The 14,378-nt window shown below is 46.4% G+C and carries 16 protein-coding genes and 1 pseudogene; 7 read left to right on the top strand and 10 right to left on the bottom strand.

The window, feature by feature from the left end:
- Window positions 1-4 precede the first annotated feature (4 nt).
- The 6 genes from PJF56_RS08030 to PJF56_RS08055 form a co-directional block, all read right to left on the bottom strand.
- Entirely contained in the window at window positions 5-196 is a 192-nt protein-coding gene (locus PJF56_RS08030; RefSeq protein ID WP_347179486.1) for a DUF2949 domain-containing protein, read from the bottom strand.
- Window positions 197-653: 457 nt separating this feature from the next.
- Entirely contained in the window at window positions 654-1,130 is a 477-nt protein-coding gene (locus PJF56_RS08035; protein WP_283762136.1) for a DUF192 domain-containing protein, read from the bottom strand.
- A 166-nt stretch (window positions 1,131-1,296) separates the two neighbouring features.
- Entirely contained in the window at window positions 1,297-1,992 is a 696-nt protein-coding gene (gene nblR, locus PJF56_RS08040) for a response regulator transcription factor NblR (protein WP_283762137.1), read from the bottom strand.
- Between the two features lie 36 nt (window positions 1,993-2,028).
- Entirely contained in the window at window positions 2,029-2,862 is an 834-nt protein-coding gene (locus PJF56_RS08045; protein ID WP_283762138.1) for a CPBP family intramembrane glutamic endopeptidase, read from the bottom strand.
- A 12-nt stretch (window positions 2,863-2,874) separates the two neighbouring features.
- Window positions 2,875-3,156: an ATP-dependent Clp protease adapter ClpS gene (clpS, locus tag PJF56_RS08050; RefSeq protein WP_283762139.1), complete on the bottom strand. Its 282-nt coding sequence runs from the start codon at window positions 3,154-3,156 to the stop codon at window positions 2,875-2,877.
- 117 nt (window positions 3,157-3,273) lie between these two features.
- Window positions 3,274-4,503, bottom strand: coding sequence for an RNA-guided endonuclease InsQ/TnpB family protein (locus PJF56_RS08055; protein ID WP_283762140.1), 1,230 nt, complete (start codon window positions 4,501-4,503; stop codon window positions 3,274-3,276).
- A 294-nt stretch (window positions 4,504-4,797) separates the two neighbouring features.
- Here PJF56_RS08055 and PJF56_RS08060 point away from each other — a divergent pair, with 294 nt between their 5' ends.
- A complete protein-coding gene (locus PJF56_RS08060; RefSeq protein WP_283762141.1) occupies window positions 4,798-5,172 on the top strand; it encodes a hypothetical protein in 375 nt (124 codons plus the stop codon).
- Here PJF56_RS08060 and PJF56_RS08065 read toward each other — a convergent pair.
- Window positions 5,162-5,356, bottom strand: a complete 195-nt coding sequence (locus PJF56_RS08065; RefSeq protein ID WP_283762142.1) for a hypothetical protein — start codon at window positions 5,354-5,356, stop codon at window positions 5,162-5,164. The genes PJF56_RS08060 and PJF56_RS08065 overlap by 11 nt on opposite strands.
- A gap of 367 nt (window positions 5,357-5,723) precedes the next feature.
- Here PJF56_RS08065 and PJF56_RS08070 point away from each other — a divergent pair, with 367 nt between their 5' ends.
- Window positions 5,724-8,378 carry a TIGR03960 family B12-binding radical SAM protein gene (locus PJF56_RS08070; protein ID WP_283762143.1) on the top strand — a complete coding sequence of 885 codons (2,655 nt, stop codon included), beginning with the start codon at window positions 5,724-5,726 and terminating at the stop codon, window positions 8,376-8,378.
- A gap of 55 nt (window positions 8,379-8,433) precedes the next feature.
- Window positions 8,434-8,541, top strand: a pseudogene (locus PJF56_RS22115) (VapC toxin family PIN domain ribonuclease); the annotation flags it as partial.
- A 183-nt stretch (window positions 8,542-8,724) separates the two neighbouring features.
- Here the strand turns inward: PJF56_RS22115 and PJF56_RS08075 are convergent.
- Complete coding sequence (locus tag PJF56_RS08075) at window positions 8,725-9,723, bottom strand: PEP-CTERM sorting domain-containing protein (protein ID WP_283762144.1); 999 nt, start codon at window positions 9,721-9,723, stop codon at window positions 8,725-8,727.
- A 289-nt stretch (window positions 9,724-10,012) separates the two neighbouring features.
- Here PJF56_RS08075 and PJF56_RS08080 point away from each other — a divergent pair, with 289 nt between their 5' ends.
- From PJF56_RS08080 to gatB, 4 genes are all read left to right on the top strand, one after another.
- Window positions 10,013-10,615: a Uma2 family endonuclease gene (locus tag PJF56_RS08080; protein ID WP_283762145.1), complete on the top strand. Its 603-nt coding sequence runs from the start codon at window positions 10,013-10,015 to the stop codon at window positions 10,613-10,615.
- Between the two features lie 227 nt (window positions 10,616-10,842).
- Window positions 10,843-11,079, top strand: a complete 237-nt coding sequence (locus PJF56_RS08085) for a hypothetical protein (RefSeq protein WP_283762146.1) — start codon at window positions 10,843-10,845, stop codon at window positions 11,077-11,079.
- Window positions 11,076-11,273, top strand: a complete 198-nt coding sequence (locus PJF56_RS08090) for a DUF2283 domain-containing protein (protein ID WP_283762147.1) — start codon at window positions 11,076-11,078, stop codon at window positions 11,271-11,273. The genes PJF56_RS08085 and PJF56_RS08090 overlap by 4 nt, the downstream gene beginning before the upstream one ends.
- Window positions 11,274-11,568: 295 nt before the next feature.
- A complete protein-coding gene (gene gatB, locus PJF56_RS08095; RefSeq protein ID WP_283762148.1) occupies window positions 11,569-13,053 on the top strand; it encodes an Asp-tRNA(Asn)/Glu-tRNA(Gln) amidotransferase subunit GatB in 1,485 nt (494 codons plus the stop codon).
- A 383-nt stretch (window positions 13,054-13,436) separates the two neighbouring features.
- On the opposite strand, the gene PJF56_RS08100 is transcribed toward gatB, so the two are convergent.
- A complete protein-coding gene (locus tag PJF56_RS08100) occupies window positions 13,437-13,994 on the bottom strand; it encodes a thermonuclease family protein (protein ID WP_283762149.1) in 558 nt (185 codons plus the stop codon).
- Window positions 13,987-14,355, bottom strand: coding sequence for a 2Fe-2S iron-sulfur cluster-binding protein (locus PJF56_RS08105; RefSeq protein ID WP_347179487.1), 369 nt, complete (start codon window positions 14,353-14,355; stop codon window positions 13,987-13,989). Before PJF56_RS08105 ends, PJF56_RS08100 begins: the two co-directional genes overlap by 8 nt.
- Between the last annotated feature and the right edge of the window lie 23 nt (window positions 14,356-14,378).

The following is a 14,378-nucleotide window of genomic DNA, read 5'->3' on the forward strand; positions in this document are numbered from 1 at the left end:
AGATCTAGGCAGTTTCCAGCCAATCAAAGATTTGATCGAGCTGCTCTAAAGTCACTAAGCCATATTGCCACAAGACCATGGGTAAGGGGCCGGGATCGTGTTCGCACTGTCTCATCGCTAAGGAGATCGAAGAAGAAGAGATAGATAACTCGTCTTGTAAAAACCGAATTAATTGGGCGTAGCTTCCGGGGGACATAATCAAATTTTTCACCTCATTATCTTAAAAACTTATTTTGAAATCAGGATTTGTTAATTGGGGGGTGGGGGAGTCAGTTTATATTCTGTCCCCGTCATCTAAGCATAATTCAAGGGCTTTAATTCAGGATGTGATCGTCTACCCTCATGCAAGAGGATCTCGATCACAATCTGACCCAAAGTTAAGGGTCTGATGAGCAGGATATAAAGTTCCAGGAGATCTCGATCGTCTGCGATCGCCGGTTTACCCATTTTCCCAGATATTGGGGTTGGGTTGATGGCTTTATTACGCTTCAAGTTTTTCAGACTATCAAAACTTTAAGGTTTTGTAAAGGCTTGTACAGATTTTTAATCGATTTTGTTAATGGGGATCAACTCTGAGCCATAGAGATTGGAAGATAAACCCGTAAAAACCCTTGACCAGCAAGAGATCCAGCCCTTAAGTAACCATCTATGGATTAGGGAGAATCTAAAAACTCAATCTCCAGGCGATCGCCCACTTGTAGGCCTAATTCTTCGGCACGTCCAGAGCGTAACTCAATCACTTGATTTACCGGTTCATTCGGGCCATAAACGGGACAAGAGGGAGTGGTACAAGGAGGAACCGAAGCGGCTAAAGCCTTCACTTCTCCATCGAGCAAAAAGATCATATCTAAGGGAACCGGGACATTTTTCATCCAAAATGTCAGGATTCTAGGAGAACTAAAGGGAAATAACATCCCCCGATTATCGGGTAATTGGGGTCGATACATTAATCCTAAAGCCTGTTGCTCAGGGGTACGAGCCACTTCTAGATCGATCGTTTCTCCAGAAATTGCCACTTGTGCAGACACTTCTAACTGCTGTCCCTTGGGGTTTTCCTCAGAGATGGGATCGACAGCAACAGGGGGAGGAGTCGATCCGGCACATCCGATCGCCCCCAGACTCAACCACAAACACAATCCTAATACAGCCCAATTACCCCTCTTTTGAAGTACGTTTAGATCCCCCCAACCCCCCTTAAAAAAGGGGGGCAGTGAAAGTCCCCTTAAAAAAGGGGGATATAGGGGGATCGAGAGATGCCGGGAGGAAAAATTTTTAACCGTGTTCTTCTTCACCATGTCAAGGTTCCCGTAAAACATAGCCGACTCCGCGCACCGTCTGAATGAGACGCTTTTCACCCTCATGTTCAATTTTCAGTCGCAAGTAACGGATATAGACCTCAATCACATTGGATTCTCCCATAAAGTCATAGCCCCAAACCTGTTCTAAGATCTGTTCGCGGGTTAACACATCGCGGGGATGTTCCATCAAACACTTGAGCAGTTCAAACTCCTTCATCGTTAACTCGATCGCCCGTCCATCGCGAAAGGCCTTGCGAGTACCGAGATCCAAAATCAGGTCACTAAAGCGCAACTGTTCGTTATTTTCCGTATTGCTTTTCAGATACAGTCGCAAGCGTTCTAAAAATTCTTCTGGTCGATAGGGTTTAATAAAATAATCATCTGCTCCGGACTCTAGACAAGCGACCCGGTCTTCTACCGTATCTTTGGCCATTAACATTAAAATCGGGGCCACAATGCCCTGTCCCCTCATTTTTTCACAAACACTTAACCCCGAATCGCCCACTAACATGCGATCGATAATAATTAAATCAGGTTTAATCCGATCCGCTTGAGTCAGAGAAAGTTTCGGATCGCTGGCCAAAACTGGATCGTAACCCGATTCTTGTAAGTCCAGACTCATTTTTTCAGCTAAGTTTGTATCACTCTCAATCACCAGGATACAAGGGTGAGACTCAAGGACAACGGTGTTCATAAGATTCGAGTTGACCCGGTAAGGATTCCTAGGTTATCAGGGATTTGAGCAGCGTTTCAGAAGCTTGCGCGATCGCCGTCTGAGCCAAAAGCCAATCCCACTGAGAAATAATATCCCCATCATACCTGCTAGGGGATTTCGATCAATACCAGTCACCCAAGGGGGAACGCTTTGGGTATACTCAATCAACTGACCCACGTTAATCACATAAAAGGTCGCTACTAACCCCGTATGCAAACCAATAGATAATCCTAACCGTCCATAGGTTGCATATTTCCCCCAAACTAGGGTGACACCCAAAAGCACCAAACCCGGAAACTGAACCCAGGTTCGCACAATTTCCCCTAGAGGTTTAATAAAGTGCAGCACGGCAAAGATCAAGGCGTTGATCCAAGCGCTACGGTTCGGGGAATAGTCCCGTTGTAGTTCACTCAGGAACCATCCGCGAAAAAACAGCTCTTCTGCACAACCGACTCCGAAACCCACCAGGGCTGCTTCTAGAATGACTAGGGTAATCGATGCCGGTAAGGGTTTCCAACTCACCCAACCCATTAGCTCTTGTAGGGTAAACAACCCGAAAAGACAGGCAACAGCAATACACAAACCCGCTAAAAACTCTAAGCGGTTGGCTTGGGTTAACCGCACCCCATAATATTTGAAGAGATGGGGAATCCGGTCAACCCAGCGAGACCAGATATACACCAGCAACAGGAACTCGATATACAATATCCCCATCGCCAAAATACTCTGCCAGTTGGGATCGGGAACCCAGAGATAAATGGGCCAGGCAATAGGTAACCAAACACACAAAAGCACCACCAAAAAGAGGAGGATTCTTTGAACGGCTGACGCTTTTTGTATGTTCCTCATTGGTTTGAGGGTTTACTCATCTGGCTCAATGGTACTGGTGAGTCCGTTATTATTCAGGGTTTCACAGTAAAATTCAGCATGTTCTTGAGCGCAGGTAATCACTAGGGCTAGGCCACTATTGTGAGCTTCCATCATAATACTGACGGCCTGGGGCTGAGTTAAGCTCGATACCGTTTTTAGGAGGGTTTCGACGACATATTCCATGCTGTTGAACTCGTCATTATGGAGAAGCACCCGATAACGAGGGGCAATTTTGCGAGTTGTTGACGGTTTTTGAATGGTTTCCACAGACATAGCTTTATACCTCTGGGTAATGGGTCAAAGGAAAGCATTTGTATTTGAGCGATTAAATGCTAAGAACTCTGATTGGCTTGATACAGCGCTCTTTTGTATACGTGACATACTCCCACACTAAGCTGACGCTATAGTGTGGGCTTCTCGCTTCACAGCCCCGCCATTGCGTCGGGCTCCACGAGCTTTAAGGACGGAATGCCCTGCCGCCCTATTTTTTATGTTTATTGCGGCATTCAAGTCACGGTCTATGACGATACCGCAATGTGAGCAAGAATGAGTTCTGATAGATAATTCTTTAGGGACTTTTTCACCACAATTCGAGCAGTCTTGGCTAGTATTTTTGGGGTTCACAGCTATAGTTTTTTGCCCAGCATTCTCAGCTTTGACAGTTAAAATAGTTAAGAATTGTCCCCATCCAGCATCATTAATCGACTTGCTCAATTTAGTTTTCGCCAGCCCTTTAATATTTAAGTTTTCGTGGGCCACAACATCCGCTTTGGATAATAATTCATTAGCTGTTTTGAAATGAAAATCTTTGCGCTTGTCGGCAACTTTTTTATGTTGCTTTGCCACAGATTTCACAGATTTTAAGCATCTTTTGCTGCCTTTTTTCTTACGGGATAAACGTTTTTGTAGAGTCTTTAACCGCTTCTGAGACTTTCGATAATATTGAGGAATTGGAACCGATTCTCCATCACTCGTTACCAAGAAGTCTTTCAGCCCCATGTCGATACCTAGGGTATTTTCTAGGATTGGTTCAACATCACAAGTTAAGACTGGAACTGATTTATCCTCCAACGACAAGGTTACATAATAGCCATCTGCTTTACGGCTAATAGTGACGGTTTTAATTTGAAAACCTTCTGGCAACGGTCGATGTTTAATTAACTTTACTTTACCTATTTTGGGTAAAGTAATTTTATTTCCTTCTATGCAATCTTGCTTGATTTGAGGATAAGTAAAACTATGATAACGACCTTTTCCCTTGAACCTTGGCTTCCCTAATTTCTGCCCATTTTTATCCGTTTTCAACCATCTATCGAAGCCAAGCTTTACCCGTTTAATACAATCTTGCAATACTTGAGAATGAACTAACTTGTACTCAGGAAATTTATCTTTGGTATTTACCAAATCCTTTTTTTGAGAATAATAGTCTGGATTATCTCTAAGTTGAGGAATTGGTATTATTAACGGGCAAGCATTTACCGGACAGCAGTTTTCTTCCCACCATGAGAACCGCTCACCCAAGCGATAGTTGTACTGCCGACGCAATAAATCCAGCCACAATTCTATTACTGCGACTTGTTCTTTATTGGGTCTAAGCTTGTACTGGTAAGCGGTTCGCATATCTACTTTAACTTGGTGTATGCTTTTATTGTAGCACCAATTTTCAAAAATGACAACTATTATGCAATTAGAGTAATATTGTTAATTAAGTAGGCATCGAGCCTACTTAATTAACCGCCAATTCATCTCACGCCAAATCACAGATTATGGCGTGAGGCTTCTCGGCGATCTAGCTAAAGTGGAATTATAGCATCCCCTGTCGAGATCTGTGAATTTTTGTTAAATTGATCGACGACGAGTATACTCAGAATCTATACCCATAACGGATAATTGATGATTGGTTAATCTTCGACCATGGAGAACCGGGACAATATCCAACCGTATCAAATTGTATATTTAGAAGTTAGAGGCGATCGCCTCTATAGTGAAGTGATTCAGATTGTTACCCCTAGGGGTTTGGCTTGGGTGCGCCCTTTACTTTTGGTAACATCTGCCGAGGATTATAGCCCTCTGTCAACGGATCTGCCCATTTATTATGATTTACGTCAAGGCCCAGATTTATTATGGCCGCTCGATGCTTTTCATCCAGCCTTAGACACCGATGTGATTCCTATCATTACCCAGTTAGGAACAATGCCCCCCGGTAACGCTAAGGGGAGTGAACAGCATCAGCAGTTACGATCTTTTATCGATCGCCTATGGAATCTTAATCAGAACCCTAGGGATTAGAAACCAATTGAATACGCCCTTCATCCATTTCGGTCATCAGCAATTCTAGGGCTTCATAATCCACATCGGAAATATGGCCTAAGCGGGTTAATTCTGCGTTAATGGCATTTTCCAATTCGGGGGTGAGCCGTTTTAAGTAGAGGATCTGCTCTACTAACCGACGGATTAAACTGGTGGGCATCATAATTGAACCTCACTTTCTTGATATACCTATAGTTAACTGTCAATTTCTAGGCTCAGATGTGATCGAATTAGCGAAATTGAAGTGACATAGATCACTCAAGAGCGGGGATCGCGGGAGGATCGAGACTTGGGCTGATGGATTCGATCGATTGGTTAAAGTAATGATACCGATAAGAAGGGCGGGAGAAACGATCGTAGAGAATCGGGATCGATATTTAATTGTTGTAGTTTCTGGCGTAGCTGTTGTAAATCCAATTCGGCGCGATCGCCCTGGGTCGAACATCAAAGACAGGGGAAAGGTTGCTACGGTATGCTAGAGGTTTGTACGATCGCCCATTGGAAACACAGGTAACACGAGAGGTGAAATTATGGTTATTGCCATCGATCAATTACTGACCCCCGATATCCATAAACCCGCTCGCTATATTGGTAAGGAATTAGGGGCAGCGTATAAATCCTGGTCAGACACATCTGTGCATTGGGTGTTGAGCTATCCAGAATTGTATGAATTAGGCTCATCGAATCTGGGGCATCAAATTCTATACAACATTATTAATACCCAGCCGCGTCAACTGTGCGATCGCACCTATTTACCCGGCCCAGATATGAGCGCTAAACTGCGGGAAACCCAAACTCCCCTATTTGCCCTTGAATCCCGCCGCCCTCTGCAAGACTTTGATATCATTGGCTTTAGTCTCAGCTACGAACTTGGCGCTACCAATATCCTAGAAATGCTCGATCTTGCCGGTATTCCCCTCACCTGGGAAGAGCGCCAAGAGGGAAACTTTCCCCTCATTTTTGCCGGTGGACAAACGGCTACCTCCAACCCCGAACCCTACGCCCAATTCTTTGATTTTATGGCTCTTGGAGATGGGGAGGAATTGCTGCCAGAAATTGGCTTAATTGTGGAAGAAGGCTTAAATAATAACTTAAGTCGTGGGGATTTACTCTTGGATTTGGCCCAAATTCCTGGAGTCTATGTACCTCAATTTTATCAACCCACGGCAGATGGCCCTGTAGTTCCCCTGCGTGACGATGTGCCCGATCGCATTTTACGCCGAACAGCGCCCCCCATGCCCGCCTATTCCGTCGCCCTTGTGCCCTATATTGAAACCATCCACGACCGTTTAACCCTGGAAATTCGGCGCGGATGCACCAGAGGATGCCGGTTTTGCCAGCCAGGAATGCTCACCCGTCCAGCGCGGGATGTGGCTCCCGATGATGCGATTGAGGCGATCGCCGACGGCATTCAAGCCACCGGTTATAATGAAATCTCCCTGCTCTCCCTCAGTTGCTCCGACTATCTCGCCCTTCCTGCCGTCGGCTTAGAACTCAGAAACCGACTTCAAGACAAAAAAATCGCCCTCTCCCTCCCCAGTCAACGGGTAGACCGGTTTGATGAAAACATTGGTAACATTGTCGGGGGCACGCGCAAAAGTTCCCTCACCTTTGCCCCCGAAGCCGGAACCCAACGGATGCGCGACATTATTAACAAAGGCTTAACCAATGAAGAACTCCTGCGCGGCGTAAAAAGTGCCTACGATCAAGGATGGGATCGAGTCAAACTTTACTTTATGATTGGCTTACCCGGAGAAACCGATGCAGATGTGTTAGGCATTGCCGAAACCGTCCATTGGCTCCAGCAAGAATGCTATACTCGCGGTCGAAAGCGCCTAGGCGTTACCCTCACCATCTCCAACTTTACCCCCAAACCCCATACCCCCTTTCAATGGCATAGCGTATCTACAGCAGAATTTGAGCGCAAGCAGGAACTCCTTCGGGAACAATTTCGGCAGATGCGGGGAGTCAAGGCCAACTTTACCGATATTCGATTATCGGCCATGGAAGACTTCCTTTCAAGAGGCGATCGCCAACTCGGCCCCGTTATCCTCCAAGCCTGGAAGCGCGGCGCAGGCATGGATGCCTGGTGGGAGAGCCTCCATACCGCCTATAATGCTTGGGAACAAGCCATTGACGAAGCCGGACTCACCTGGAAATACCGGCAAATTACCGAAGGAACCTGGCACGCCATTCCCGATCATCTTTCTGAAAATACCTCACCTCGACTCCGCTCGGTGACCTCATCTGAGTCTCTTTCGGTGACCTCATCTGAGTCCCTTATAGATCAACCCCTCCCCTGGGATCACATCGACACCGGAATCAGCAAAACCTGGCTCAAAGAAGACCTTAAACGCGCCCTCCAAGAAACCACCGTCCCCGACTGCTCCTTTGACACTTGTTCCCACTGCGGAGTCTGTGGAACCGACTTCGGCCATAACATCATCGTCACCCCGCCCCCCATTCCCAAACTAGAAACTCACGACAACACCAAAGTCCAACCTGTCCAACGCCTGCGAGTCAAATGGGGCAAACAAGACGAAATGGCCCAAATTAGTCACCTAGACTGGCTGCGACTCCTCGACCGGGCAGTTCGTCGCGCTGCCTTACCCGTTGCCTATAGTGGAGGATATCATCCCGGCCCCCGGATCATGGTTGCCAGCGCCCTCTCATTAGGCATCACCAGCAGTGGCGAATTAGTCGATTTTGAACTCACCCAGCCCGTCCCACCAGAAGAATTTTTACAACGTCTTCGCGCCCAACTGCCCGCCGAATGTCCCCTTTACGAAGCCAAAGAAGTCCCCTTAAAAGGGAAAAGCAGCGCCAAATTATTAGAGCGGGCAGAATACCAAATTACCCTAGAGTGTTCCCAGTCCGTGACTTCCCAAGACTGGCAAGACTGGATTCAGACCATTTTAGACCGTCAGGAAATCATCAAGGAAGGCCAGACCAAATCCGGGAAACCCAAACGGGTTAACCTGCGAGAGCAGTTATTTGAATTAGAATTAGAATCGTTTTCTGCTGACGGTTTAGCCCATATTCGTTATCTCGGCAGTTGCCGCAATGACGGAACCCTATTGCGTCCAACAGATGTGGTTTATCTGTTTGAATTAATTAATTCTCATGCAGTGGAATTTTCTGTGCGCCATACTCACCGAAAGCAATTGATTTTATCCGATGAGTAATATAGCGCTTTGCGCTGTATCTTCTGGCATCGAGGCTAGGGCATAATGTCATACGTCTATTGCGGAGAGAGAAAACATTACCTGTGTTCTCACGCTAGATCGCCGAGATTTTTCTATAATTCGTCCACGACATTGTGAGTATTTCGAGATTTTGCCGGATTGAATTGATGGGTAGGGGCGGGTTAAACCCAAATCTAGAATACCCACCGATAACTTTGTGAACCCGCCCCCACCCCACCAATATACCCCAATTAATCATCGTTTATCGCGGGGGATGGGGCGGGTTTACCCCATTGATTTGTTGGTTTCCTAAATCTCGGTGAAACCCGCTCCTACGGTATCAATGTTAATGCCGCTTCAACAGGGAACCAACCGCGCCAACGGCTAACAGTCCCAAAAGTGCCGAAGGTTCAGGCACTTTTTGATGACAGGCAGAACTTGTCCCGGTAACGGCAGTTTCACATTCATCGGGTTTCCAACTGGTGGAAATATAGGAATATTTTTGCCCCCCACCCGGTTTATTGGCAACATCAACTTGACTGTAAAGGGTGACAGGGTTACCCAAAAAGTCGATAAAATCACCGGTGGGAGCAACGCCTTGACTGGGAACCGAACTCCAATGGGTGAAAATATCATTAGGTGCAACTTCTACTGCACTATTGAGTAAATCTGCACCATAGAATACCCCATCAGTAGAAGGATTCGTTCTCCCACTAAACCTAGCCATTTGCTCTGGGAAGAGAGCATCAAGCATATAGTTAGGATCAAGTTGAAAATCGTAATGATCGGTACCGATCAAAATCCCTCCTCCCCGTTTAGCCAGTGCGTAAACTTGATTAGCGGTAAAGTTACCCAAGGCATTATTGGGGCCAGGAAAATCAGTTTCTGGCTTATATTCAAAACTACGGATGGCTAGACTTCCATCGAGCATTAAATTCGAGTTCTGGGTATAGTACTCTTTCAAAGCGTCCTGATCTGCGGAATTAAATGGAGAAATAGGGACACGACCAGGGGCACGTAGAGTATCTAAAACCACCACATCATAGCTGTTAGAGGCTAAATGGGCTTCCAGACCTCCAGATGTTTTGTGGGAAATATACGTGGTATTAAAGACATCTCCACCGCCAAAAGCATCTAGAAAAGTGGGAATTTCTTCACGAATTTCATCTCGGAGTTGACCCAAATGAGACTCTGTTGTATCCCACCACAAGACGGAAAACTGAGCAGCATTGGCTTTCGAGTCCAGGTTCAAACCGCTCCAACAGAGAACCACAGACGTTACTCCAAGAGCAACGCGCTTAACGGTGCGAGCAACTCCATTAATCCCAGATTGGTTCGTTAACATGGATTTATTCTCCTAATCGTTTTCAGTTCCAGAGCGGGAGACTCTATCCGTAAAATCCCTCTCTGGATGGACATAGGAGGCTGTTAAGGTTGCGTTTCTGGGTAATTTCCCGTCCGGATTTTCCCAGAAATTTATTATCCCTCCTATAAGTTAGTCAGTTTTTTTGGGGCGATTTTATGCAAATTCGCGGATATTGTAATAATTGTTTACAAAAATGAGGGGCGATCGGCCCTTGTTAAGCGCATCTTTATGGAGAATAGGGCATAACCCATTTTTAATTGATAGGCCTATGGTTCAACTGCAATCCGAACAAGTCAAGTGTCCATCCTCGGATCAGCGTATTGTCCATTCTGGGATTACTTGGGAGCAATTCAAACTCCTTCAGTCTGGATTTGGCGATCGCCGCAATCTGCGACTTTTTTACTACCAAAATACCGTAGAAATTCTCATGCCGGGACGAGAACACGAATTTTTCAGTCGCTTAATTGGATTTCTGATTGGGTTATTTTGCCTGGAAATGGGCATCGAATTTGAACCCCTTGGCTCGACGACACAGGAGCGCGAAGGTACAGTTTCCGCAGAACCAGACGAGTCTTATTGTTTCGGTACATCTAAGCCTAGCCCGGATTTAGTCATCGAAGTCATCTTTACCAGTGGCAGCCCCAACAAACTGCAACGCTACCACCTCCTAGGTATTCCAGAAGTATGGTTTTGGGAAGATGGTGTATTTAGCCTCTATCGACTGCAAGGGGAAAATTACAGTCAAAGTTCCCGCAGTGCAATCCCAGAACTGATCGACTTGGATATAGAACTGCTCACTCGCTGCGTGTTGATGGCACAAACGTCACGCTTAGAAGCCGCCAATGAGTTTCGCAGATCGATTAAAAAATGAAGCCAATGCATTGATCCGTAGGGGCGGGTTTTGCCCAAATTTACAACACCCACCGATAACTTCTGTGAACCCGCCCCTACAACCATGTAATTATTCATTACCCGTAGGGGCGGGTTTTACCCAAATCTACAACACCTACCGATAACGATGTACCCCTTCAGCAGATCAAAGTGCTATATCATGGTTATAATCCATCGGAGTTCTAAGGAAATTCATCCTCTCACCCTATGAAAACGACTGAATACTTTGACTCGGTGAGAAAGCGTCCAGACCGTTCGTTTATTAAGGACGAGTGGATTCTATATGTAATAGAGAACCCTGAACGGACTCAAGTACAATCAGATGGTAGAGTTAGGCGATGGGCACAAATTACAGAAGCTCAAGGACGATACCTGCGCGTCGTTTTATTACCCGATGAAGAAACGGTTCATAATGCATTTTTCGATCGGAGGTTCAAGCCGTGAAAATCCAATACTTCCCAGATACAGATACCTTATATCTAGAATTCAACGCCTCTAACATCGTCGATACTCAAGAGCTTGACGAGACAACTTTGTTGGAATTTGACGATCGCGGGAATATTTGTGCGATCACCTTAGAACATGCAAGCGAGAGAACTGATGTCACTCATCTGATCGCCGAAGGAATTGCAGCTTAATTGATGATGAATGGGAAAAAAATAAACCCGTAGGGGCGGGTTTTACCCAAATCTACAACACCTACCGATAACTTACCTAAACCCGCCCCCACCCCACCAATACACCCAAATTAATCATCGTTTATCGCGGGAGATCGGGCGGGTTTACCACATCGATTTGTCGGTTGCCCAGATCTCGGTGAACCCGCCCCTACGACTATGCAATTATCCCCCCATCCCCCTATCTCCCCATTCCCCCATCCCCACAGATCGGTGATAATAGAACTTAACCTGAAATTATAAGAAGACTTCACCTATGGCCACTGCTGCACCTGCAAAAACCGAGTATGAAGCGATTATTGGTTTGGAAACTCATTGTCAGTTGAGTACCCAAACCAAGATTTTCTCCTATTCTTCCACAGCCTTTGGTGCAACACCGAACACGAATATCGATCCCATTTGCTTGGGGTTACCGGGGGTGTTGCCGGTTTTGAATCAGAAGGTTTTGGAATATGCGGTGAAAGCGGGTTTAGCCCTGAACTGCACGATCGCCAAATACAGTAAGTTCGATCGCAAACAGTATTTTTATCCCGATCTGCCCAAAAATTATCAGATTTCTCAATATGACCTGCCTATTGCCGAACATGGATGGCTGGAAATTGAGTTATCCGATAAAGATGGGAAAGCGAAACGGAAAAAAATTGGCATTACCCGCTTACATATGGAAGAGGATGCGGGAAAATTAGTCCACGGAGGGAGCGATCGCCTTTCCGGTTCCACCTTCTCCCTGGTAGACTACAATCGCGCAGGCGTTCCTCTGATTGAAATTGTCTCGGAACCCGACTTGCGCTCTGGCGAAGAAGCGGCCGAATATGCCCAAGAATTGCGCCGCATCGTCCGCTATCTGGGCGTTAGCGATGGCAACATGCAAGAAGGATCATTGCGCTGTGATGTGAATATTTCCGTGCGTCCCGTTGGGCAAAAAGAGTTTGGCGTGAAGGTGGAAATTAAGAATATGAACTCCTTTAGCGCCATTCAAAAGGCCATTGATTACGAAATTGAACGGCAAATTGAAGCCATTGAAGCGGGAGAACCCATTTTTCAAGAAACCCGCTTGTGGGAAGAAGGAGCGCAACGCACGGTGAGTATGCGGAGTAAGGAAGGATCGAGCGACTATCGTTATTTTCCCGAACCCGACTTACCCCCCATTGAGGTTTCTGCGGATCGACTCTCGGAATGGACGGGAGAATTACCCGAATTACCAGCTCAAAAACGCGATCGCTATGAAAGCGAGTTAGGCTTATCCTCCTATGATGCTCGCGTGATTACTGATGATAGCAGCGTTGCCACCTTTTTCGAGGCCACCCTCGCGGCTGGAGGAACCGCCAAACTTGCCGCCAACTGGATTATGGGCGATATTGCCGCTTATCTCAATGCCGAGAAAGTGAAAATCACTGAAATTGCCCTCACTCCAGAAGCCTTAGCCGAGTTGATCCAGCTCATTGAAGCCAAAACCATTAGCTCCAAAATTGCCAAGGATCTGCTCCCGGAACTCCTCACTAAAGGCGGATCGCCGAAAACATTAGTCGAGAGTAAGGGGTTAACCCAGATTTCCGATCCCGAAACCCTCAACGCCATGATTGCCGAAGTTCTAGCCGCTCATCCCAAGGAACTGGAACAGTATCGCAAGGGTAAAACCAAGCTCAAAGGCTTCTTTGTCGGACAAATGATGAAGAAAACAGGGGGGCGAGCCGATCCCAAGTTAACCAACCAACTGTTAGCCAAACAGTTAGACGGTTAATTAGACGGGTGAACTTCATCATTGCTTCACATTAGTGCCCAGATCTCCGATCCGTAGTCTTTTCAGTAGTCACACTGAGGGTTTAACCCAAATTCAGCTCTTTTGCCAAAAAATCGGCGGTATTCCCCCAGATTACCCTGAAGTTGACTTCAAAAATTAATTCATCTCCTAGGGAGTGTACGGGAGACAACTAGAAAAAATACGGAATTTGGGCACAAAAATGGGGTCTAAAACACCCCATTTTTTTCATCAAAACATTACAAAAAGGGGTTACACCCCACACCCCTATTATGTAATAATATGGTAAGTAGATGCACCCTGATGGTAGGGAGAGTCCTATGGCTCTCCTTATTTTTTTTGCCCTCAGACACAGAGACGGCCCATTACCGATGACCGAGCAAAGTGCTGTCAGGCTGTTGACGACGACGAAACTCACTAGGAGTCAAGCGCATGGGGTTTTCCGGATTCCAAATGCCCAAACCCAGGGTTCTTGCCCTTTGCTCGGCATACTGGAGACGCTGGCTATATTGGGTATTGGGAAACCATTGTTGGGCTAAAACATACCCTTCTTTAACCAATTCTTCGTTAATCAACTCCCCATCATGCCAGATATAGCCCAAGATACGCCCATAGCGGTCTTCAGTTTCTCGATCCAATTCCAGGATAACGGCTTGTTGATGAAGACGGTTTTCTAGATACTGTTGAACTTCCCTGCCCCAGGGTTTCTGCTCTTCAGATGGGGCAGTAATACCAATGAGTCTGATGGTTTCCGAGGTAGAGCGATCGCCGATTACCTCTAGGGTATTGCCACTAACAATTCTCTCCACCGTCACCGTTTTGCCCACCGGAGGAGAAGATGGACAGCCCGCCAAACCTAGACTCAAGCTCACCCAAGCCAGGGTTTTCCATGCACGATTCCAGCCGGATTTATATTTAATCATCCTCTAAAGGTAAGCCAATTTCCACTTTCCCTTTACCAAAATAGCGCCCAAATTGCAGTTCATACACTTCATCTTCATCCTGGGTTTCCACTTCTAAATCGGATCGGGCATAACTGACACACAGCAGGGCATAACCTTGTTGTTGCAAGTCGGGGGAGAGTCCCATGGCTTCCGGTTGGTAGACTTCTCCAGACAGGATACGCACCGCGCAGGTGGTACAAGCCCCATTACGACAGGAAAAGGGCAGTTCTGCCCCTTGAGTTTCGCAATTTTGTAGAATATAGCGGTCGTCGGGAACTTGCAGGGTATGGTGTTGGTTGGTGTGGCGATTATGGATTTTAATCGTGTACGTCTGGGTCATGGTTACGGTTGAAAGCTTCATCT

Source organism: Roseofilum halophilum BLCC-M91 (assembly GCF_030068445.1).
Taxonomy (GTDB): domain Bacteria; phylum Cyanobacteriota; class Cyanobacteriia; order Cyanobacteriales; family Desertifilaceae; genus Roseofilum; species Roseofilum halophilum.

Excerpts from the sequence above, each read along its gene's own strand:
- PJF56_RS08030 (WP_347179486.1), bottom strand. The coding sequence starts at position 196 with ATGTCCCCCGGAAGCTACGCCCAATTAATTCGGTTTTTACAAGACGAG.
- nblR (WP_283762137.1), bottom strand. The coding sequence starts at position 1,992 with ATGAACACCGTTGTCCTTGAGTCTCACCCTTGTATCCTGGTGATTGAG.
- PJF56_RS08045 (WP_283762138.1), bottom strand. The coding sequence starts at position 2,862 with ATGAGGAACATACAAAAAGCGTCAGCCGTTCAAAGAATCCTCCTCTTT.
- clpS (WP_283762139.1), bottom strand. The coding sequence starts at position 3,156 with ATGTCTGTGGAAACCATTCAAAAACCGTCAACAACTCGCAAAATTGCC.
- PJF56_RS08055 (WP_283762140.1), bottom strand. The coding sequence starts at position 4,503 with ATGCGAACCGCTTACCAGTACAAGCTTAGACCCAATAAAGAACAAGTC.
- PJF56_RS08060 (WP_283762141.1), top strand. The coding sequence starts at position 4,798 with ATGGAGAACCGGGACAATATCCAACCGTATCAAATTGTATATTTAGAA.
- PJF56_RS08065 (WP_283762142.1), bottom strand. The coding sequence starts at position 5,356 with ATGATGCCCACCAGTTTAATCCGTCGGTTAGTAGAGCAGATCCTCTAC.
- PJF56_RS08070 (WP_283762143.1), top strand. The coding sequence starts at position 5,724 with ATGGTTATTGCCATCGATCAATTACTGACCCCCGATATCCATAAACCC.
- PJF56_RS08075 (WP_283762144.1), bottom strand. The coding sequence starts at position 9,723 with ATGTTAACGAACCAATCTGGGATTAATGGAGTTGCTCGCACCGTTAAG.
- PJF56_RS08080 (WP_283762145.1), top strand. The coding sequence starts at position 10,013 with ATGGTTCAACTGCAATCCGAACAAGTCAAGTGTCCATCCTCGGATCAG.
- PJF56_RS08085 (WP_283762146.1), top strand. The coding sequence starts at position 10,843 with ATGAAAACGACTGAATACTTTGACTCGGTGAGAAAGCGTCCAGACCGT.
- gatB (WP_283762148.1), top strand. The coding sequence starts at position 11,569 with ATGGCCACTGCTGCACCTGCAAAAACCGAGTATGAAGCGATTATTGGT.
- PJF56_RS08100 (WP_283762149.1), bottom strand. The coding sequence starts at position 13,994 with ATGATTAAATATAAATCCGGCTGGAATCGTGCATGGAAAACCCTGGCT.
- PJF56_RS08105 (WP_347179487.1), bottom strand. The coding sequence starts at position 14,355 with ATGACCCAGACGTACACGATTAAAATCCATAATCGCCACACCAACCAA.